This window comes from Pseudomonas sp. Pseusp97 (genome assembly GCF_047304025.1).
GTDB lineage: Bacteria > Pseudomonadota > Gammaproteobacteria > Pseudomonadales > Pseudomonadaceae > Pseudomonas.
Genome location: NZ_JBGLYK010000276.1, coordinates 1 through 6388, shown reverse-complemented (window position 1 = coordinate 6388; position 6388 = coordinate 1). Strand labels below are relative to the sequence as shown.

General features: G+C 68.9%; 8 protein-coding genes and 2 pseudogenes. All 10 read left to right on the top strand.

Annotation, left to right across the window (positions count from 1 at the left end; translation table 11 throughout):
* Positions 1-376: pseudogene (locus ACCC94_RS26855) on the top strand (MFS transporter); the annotation flags it as partial.
* Complete coding sequence (locus ACCC94_RS26850; protein ID WP_413352646.1) at positions 373-1146, top strand: SDR family NAD(P)-dependent oxidoreductase; 774 nt, start codon at positions 373-375, stop codon at positions 1144-1146. The pseudogene ACCC94_RS26855 and the gene ACCC94_RS26850, both read left to right, overlap by 4 nt.
* Positions 1147-1157: 11 nt before the next feature.
* Positions 1158-1730 carry a cupin domain-containing protein gene (locus ACCC94_RS26845; protein ID WP_413352645.1) on the top strand — a complete coding sequence of 191 codons (573 nt, stop codon included), beginning with the start codon at positions 1158-1160 and terminating at the stop codon, positions 1728-1730.
* Entirely contained in the window at positions 1727-2719 is a 993-nt protein-coding gene (locus ACCC94_RS26840) for a fumarylacetoacetate hydrolase family protein (RefSeq protein WP_413352644.1), read from the top strand. The genes ACCC94_RS26845 and ACCC94_RS26840 overlap by 4 nt, the downstream gene beginning before the upstream one ends.
* Complete coding sequence (locus tag ACCC94_RS26835; RefSeq protein WP_413352643.1) at positions 2710-3693, top strand: NAD-dependent epimerase/dehydratase family protein; 984 nt, start codon at positions 2710-2712, stop codon at positions 3691-3693. The genes ACCC94_RS26840 and ACCC94_RS26835 overlap by 10 nt, the downstream gene beginning before the upstream one ends.
* Positions 3690-4472 (top strand): cyclase family protein, encoded by a 783-nt coding sequence (locus tag ACCC94_RS26830; protein WP_413352642.1) that lies wholly within the window; start codon positions 3690-3692, stop codon positions 4470-4472. Before ACCC94_RS26835 ends, ACCC94_RS26830 begins: the two co-directional genes overlap by 4 nt.
* A 69-nt stretch (positions 4473-4541) precedes the next feature.
* Entirely contained in the window at positions 4542-5120 is a 579-nt protein-coding gene (locus ACCC94_RS26825; RefSeq protein WP_413352641.1) for an NAD(P)H-dependent oxidoreductase, read from the top strand.
* A gap of 66 nt (positions 5121-5186) precedes the next feature.
* Positions 5187-5567: a MerR family transcriptional regulator gene (locus tag ACCC94_RS26820; protein WP_413352639.1), complete on the top strand. Its 381-nt coding sequence runs from the start codon at positions 5187-5189 to the stop codon at positions 5565-5567.
* A gap of 85 nt (positions 5568-5652) precedes the next feature.
* The gene (locus ACCC94_RS26815; RefSeq protein WP_413352638.1) at positions 5653-5997 is read left to right on the top strand and encodes a cupin; all 345 of its coding nucleotides are present in this window, start codon (positions 5653-5655) and stop codon (positions 5995-5997) included.
* A gap of 93 nt (positions 5998-6090) precedes the next feature.
* Positions 6091-6388 (top strand): annotated as a pseudogene (locus tag ACCC94_RS26810) (hypothetical protein); the annotation flags it as partial.

Sequence of the window (6388 nt, the reverse complement as noted above, 5' to 3'; positions counted from 1 at the left end):
TCGCCTGCTGGCGCTGGGCTTCGCCACGGCGGGCCTGGGCGGAGCGCTGATGGCGCTGTCGTCCAGCCATGCACCCGTAGTGCTCGCCGTGCTGCTCAACGGGCTGGGTGTGGGCCTGCTGCTGCCCACGCTGATCACCCAGGTGATGCAGCAGGTCGGCTTCGACCAGCGCGGCCGCGCCACCGGTGGTTTCACCGCGTCGATCTTCGCCGGCGAGTTCGTCAGCCCGCTGCTGGTGCTCGCGCTCACCGGCGGCATCGCCGGCCAGCTGCCGCATGCCCTGTTGCTGGTGGCGCTGGCCCAGCTGGCACTGGCTCCGCTGTGTCTGGTGCTGCTGCGCGGTCGCCGTGTCGCATCGGTGGCGGGGGCGCTATGAACGGACTGTTCTCCCTGGCCGGCAAGACCGCGCTGATCACCGGCGCAACCCGCGGCATCGGCCTGGCCATTGCTCGCGAATACGGCCGCGCTGGCGCGCGTCTGGTGATCAGCAGCGAGAGTGCCGAGGACTGCGGGCGAGCGGTGGAAGCGCTGGCGGAAGAGGGTGTCGATGTGATCGCCGTGCCCGCCGACCTGCGTGACGCGCAAGCCGTGCAAGCGCTGGCGCAGCGGGCTCTGGAGCATCTCGGCCGGCTCGATGCGCTGGTCTGCAACGCCGGGGTCGCGCCGCACCTGGGGCCGCTCGGCACGGCCAGCGATGCCGACTGGGAGCTGACCTTCAGCGTCAACCTGCGCAGTGCGCTGTGGCTGACCAGCGCCTTGCTCCCGGCCATGGCCGAAGGTGGCGGCGGCAGCGTGGTGCTGATGGCGAGCATCGCCGGCGTGCGCGGCAACAAGGGACTGGGCCTGTACGGCCTGACCAAGGCCGGGCTGGCGCAACTGGCGCGCAACCTGGCGGTGGAGTGGGGGCCGGCAAACATCCGCGTCAACGCCATCAGTCCCGGCGTGATCCGCACCGAATTCGCCCGCCCGCTCACCGATAACCCCGAAGTCCTGCAGCGCCGCCTGGCGCTCACGCCGCTGCGCCGGGTCGGCCGGCCCGAGGAAGTTGCGGCCCTGGCCTTGCTGCTGGCCGCTCCCGGCGGCGCCTTCATCAGCGGACAGAACCTCATCGTCGACGGTGGCACGACCATCGGCGACGGCAATTGAAAGGAGACTCCATGCAACAGCTTCCCACCTTCAAACGCGTAGTCACCGGCCACGACGCCCAGGGCCAGGCGGTGGTCGCCAGCTGCGGCCCGACGCCGAACAACTTCCCGCTCAAGGCGGTGCCCGGCACCCTGTTCTACGAGGTGTGGAACAGCCTCGGCAGCCCCGCGCCGCTGGACAACGGCGACGACCCCACCGCGCAGCCGCTGCAGCTCAGCCCCGGTGCGCTGGGCAGCGTCATCCGCGTGGTGGACATCCCGCCGGACAGCGTGCAGAACCAGGTCAGCGCCGAAGACGCCGCGGCGGTCTTCGCCGAAATCGGCGAATCCCATGCCGGCACCGGCAAGGCCGATTCGAAGCACAAGCTGATGCACCGCACCCAGACCCTGGACTACGGCATCGTCACCGAAGGCGAGGTCTGGCTGGTGCTGGACGACGGCGAAGTGCACCTCAAGCGCGGCGATATCGTGGTGCAGCGCGGCACCAACCACGCCTGGAGCAACCGCACCGAAGCCATGGCGCGGATGGTCTTCATCCTTCTCGACGGCCGTTACGCCGACGAGCTGAAGGAGCTGCTGCCATGAAGCTCGCCACCCTGAATGACGGCAGCCGCGACGGCCGGCTGCTGGTGGTCTCCCGCGACCTGACGCGGGCGGTGGATGCCAGCGGCATCGCCGCCACCCTGCAGGCGGCGCTGGACAACTGGACGCTGCTGGAAGCCGACCTGCAGCGTCTCTACCAGCGGCTCAATGACCACGCGGTGTCCGGCGCTTTCGACCTCGACCTGGCGCAACTCGCTGCGCCGCTGCCGCGCGCCTGGCAATGGCTGGACGGTTCCTGCTTCCTCAGCCACGGCGAGCTGATGCAGAAGGCCTTCAACCTGGAACCCATCGAAGGCGTCGAGCGCATCCCGCTGATCTACCAGGGCGCTGGCGACGATTTCCTTGGCCCGCGCGCGGATATCCCCCTACCCAGTGAAGCCCATGGCATCGACTTCGAAGGCGAGTTCGCCGTGCTGCTCGACGAGGTGCCGATGGGCTGCCCGGCGGAGCAGGCGTTGCAGCATGTGCGCCTGGTGCTGCAGCTCAACGACTTCAGCCTGCGCGCGCTGGCGCCACGGGAGATGAAGACCGGCTTCGGCTTCCTCCAGGCCAAGCCCGCCAGCAGTTTCGCCCCGGTGGCGGTGACCCCGGACGAGCTGGGCGACGCCTGGCGCGATGGCCGCGTGCACCTGCCGCTGAAGGTGGAGTGGAACGGCGAGTGGTTCGGTCACCCTCACGGCGGCGCCATGCACTTCGGCTTCCATGAGCTGATCGCCCATGCCGCCCTGACGCGGCGCCTGAGCGCCGGCACGCTGATCGGTTCGGGCACCGTGTCCAACGCCGACCGCTCGGTGGGCTCGGCCTGCATCGCCGAGCGCCGTGCCATCGAGACCATCGCCCATGGCGCGCCACGCACGGCCTTCATGCGCTTTGGCGACCGCGTGCGCATGGAAGCGCGCGGTGCCGATGGCGAAGTGTTGTTCGGCGCTATCGACCAACGCGTGGTGCAAGGGGGCTGGCCATGCGTGTGATGGTCAGCGGGGCCAATGGCTTCGTCGGCCGCCTGCTGGTGCGGCGCCTGCTGGAGGCGGGCGAGCTGCGCGGACGGCGGATCGAAGCCTTGCTGTTGCTGGACCAGAAGCTCGAAGACCTGCCGGACGATTCGCGCCTGCGCCGGCATTACGGCAGCGTCACCGATCCGGCCCTGCTACGCCGGGTGCTGGCCGATGGCGTCGATGTGGTGTTCCACCTGGTGAGCGTACCGGGCGGTGCTGCCGAGGCGCAGTACGAGCTGGGCTACCAGGTCAACCTGCAGGCCAGCCTGGAGCTGCTGCACCAGCTGCGCAATGCCGCGCGGCCGCCGGTGCTGGTGTATGCCAGCAGCGTTGCCGTCTATGGCGGCGAGTTGCCGGCGCGGATGGACGAGGAACAGCCGGCGGCGCCGCAGCTGTCCTATGCGGCGCACAAGCGCATGGTCGAGATCGCCCTGCAGGACCTGTCCCGTCGCGGTGAAGTGGACGGCCGCGCCCTGCGCTTGCCCGGCATCGTCGCCCGGCCACGCGAACCCAACGGCCTGCGCTCGGCCTTCATGAGCGACCTGCTGCACGCCTACGCGGCGGGGGAGAGCTACACCTGTCCGGTGTCGCCGGAGGCCAGCGCCTGGTGGATGTCGGCCCGCTGCTGCGTGGACAACCTGCTGCACGCGGCCGGGCTGAACAATCCGGGCAGCCAGCGGGTCTGGCAGCTGCCGGTGTTGCAGCTGTCCATTGCCCAGGTGCTCGCCGGGTTGGCCGCCTGCTTCGGCCAGGCCAATGGCGAGCGCATCGTCTTCGATCCCGACCCGCAACTGGAGGCGCTGTTCGGCGCCTATCCGCCGCTGCGCACGCCGCAGGCCCGCGAGCTGGGCTTCTGCCACGACGGTTCGGTGGCCGGCCTGCTGCGCAACGCCCTTGACCTTCCGCCGCGTCGCAGCCGCGCCGCCGCCCGCAAAGGAATTTCCGCATGAGCCTGAACCAACGCCGCATGCTGGACCTGTCCGTGACCCTGGACAACAACCCCTATACCGACCCGCCGCCCTTGCTGCCGAAGATCGACTACATGGACCACCAGCAGGGCTGGCCGGAGATGGCCGCGATGTTCCCCGGCCTGCGCAAGCAGGACCTGCCCGGCGACGAGTCCTGGGCGGCAGAGCGCCTGCAGATCACCACCCACAGCGGCACCCACATGGATGCGCCGTGGCACTACGCATCCACCACCGACGGTGGCAAGCCGGCCTTCGGCATCGACGAACTGCCGCTGGAGTGGTGCCTGCAACCGGGCGTGAAGCTGGACTTCCGCCACTTCCCGGACGGCCATGTGGTCACCGCCGCCGAGGTCGAGGCCGAGCTGGCGCGCATCGGCCATGCGCTGCAGCCGCTGGACATCGTGCTGGTGAACACCCGCGCCGGCAGCCTGTTCGGCCAGCCGGGCTATCTCGAAGCCGGCGTCGGCATGGGTCGCGAGGCGACGCTCTACCTGCTGGAACGCGGCGTGCGGGTGGTGGGCACCGATGCCTGGAGCTGGGACGCGCCTTTCAAGTACACCCGCGAACGCTTCGCCGCCTCGGGTGACGCGTCGATCATCTGGGAAGGCCACAAGGCCGGGCGCGACATCGGCTACGGGCAGATGGAGAAGCTCGCCAACCTCGAGCAACTGCCTGACCACGGCTTCCTGGTCAGCTGCTTCCCCTACAAGATCCGCCACGCCTCCGCCGGCTTCGTGCGCGCCGTGGCCATTCTCGACTGACGGTCCGGCGTTGACTCTCCCCTCAGGGGGAGGCTTTAGGCTCGACTCGCTTTCACAAGGAGTCGAGCAATGCAACGCAAACGGATTCTGCTGATTCTCGGGCACCCCAGCGGCGACAGCTTCTGCGGCGCCATCGCCGATCAGTACCAGCAAGCAGCCGCCCAGGCCGGGCATGACGTCAGGTTGCTGCGCCTGGGGGAACTGGCCTTCGACCCGCTGTTGCGCAGCGGTTACAACGGCCAACAGCCGCTGGAGGCGGACCTGCTGCGGGCGCAGCAGTCGATTGCCTGGGCGGACCACCTGGCGCTGGTGTTCCCGGTCTGGTGGGGTGGGGTGCCGACGCTGCTCAAGGGCTTTCTCGACCGCGTGTTCCTGCCCGGTTTTGCCTTCCGCTATCGCCAGGGTTCGCCCTTCCCGGAGAAGCTGCTCAAGGGGCGCACGGCGCACCTGGTGGCGACCATGGACACGCCGCCGTGGTTCTTCCGTTGGTTCCAGCGCATGCCGGCCCTGCAGCAGATGCGTCGGACTACCCTTGAGTTCTGCGGCATCCGGCCGACGCGCACGCTGCTGCTCGGACCGATCATCCAGTCACGGCCCGAGCGGCGCGAGGGCTGGCTGCGCCAGGTGCAGGCGCTGGCCGCCGGATGAGTCGCGGACTGGGTTTTTCTGCGCAGCTGCCGCATGCTTGCCGCCGTCTGCGCAGGAGTGGGTCACATGTACATCGGGAAGGTCGCCGAGCTGTCCGGCTCCACGGTCAAATGCATTCGTCACTACGAGGAGATCGGCCTGCTGCCCACGCCACGCCGCGAGGGCAAGTACCGCGTCTACACGCAGGAAACGGTCGAGCTGCTGGTATTCATCAAGTGCGCGCAGCAACTGGGCTTCCGCCTCCGGGAGATGCAGGAGATCTTCCAGCGCGAGGACGATCGCCCGCGCTGGGACCTGGTGCGCGAAGCGATTGCCGCGAAGAAACAGGAGCTGAGCCGGCGCATCGCGGAACTGCAGCACCATTGCGACGACCTTGAAGCCTTCGAGAGAAGCCTGCAGGACTCCACCGCACTGTGTGACCTGGAGCGCCTCCCGGCCCTGGGCTGAACGACCCTTTGTCGCCTCGCTTCGGGCGGCGCCATGCAGCGTCTTTACTGGCACAGAGAACCTGTCGCTCAGCGAGGCCTGCGTGATGAACAGCCTGGAGGTGGCCCCCGAAACCCGGGGAGTGACGGTGGAATTGCTGTCCTCGGTCGACCTCGGCCCGGAGATCGAAGGCATGGCGGGTCGCCAATTGCGCATGCGCCGGGTGACCATCGAGCCCGGCGGCGTTTTCGGGCCGCTGCACGACCACGTCGACCGCCCCGGCACGGTGTTCATCCTGCAGGGCACCATCACCGACCATCGCAACGGCATCGCCACCGACTACGGGCCGGGCCTGGGCTGGCCGGAGGACCACGCCACCACGCACTGGCTGGAGAATCGCGGCAGCGTCACCGCCGTGGAAATCTCGGTCGATATCGTCCGGCTGGGTTAGCCCCGGCCGGCGCGTTGCTTCGATCACTCAAGCGCTCACTCAACGGCACAGACGAGGGGCGACGAGCCACGCTCGCCGATCAGGAGGGAAGCGATGGACAAAGCCGAGAAGGGCACCTGGCAACGGGTGCTGGAACCGATCGACCGCATCACCGAAATCATCTTCGGCCTGCTGATGGCGATGACCTTCATCGGCTCGCTGAGCGTGGCGACCTCGGGTCGGGAGGAAGTGCGCACCATGCTGATCGCCGCCCTGGGCTGCAATCTCGCCTGGGGGCTGGCCGACGCCGTCATCTACCTGATGCGCACCTGGACCGAGCGCACCCGCAGCCGCACCCTGATGGCGCGCCTGCAGGGCAGCGCCGACCCGCGCAACGCCCAGGGCCTGATCG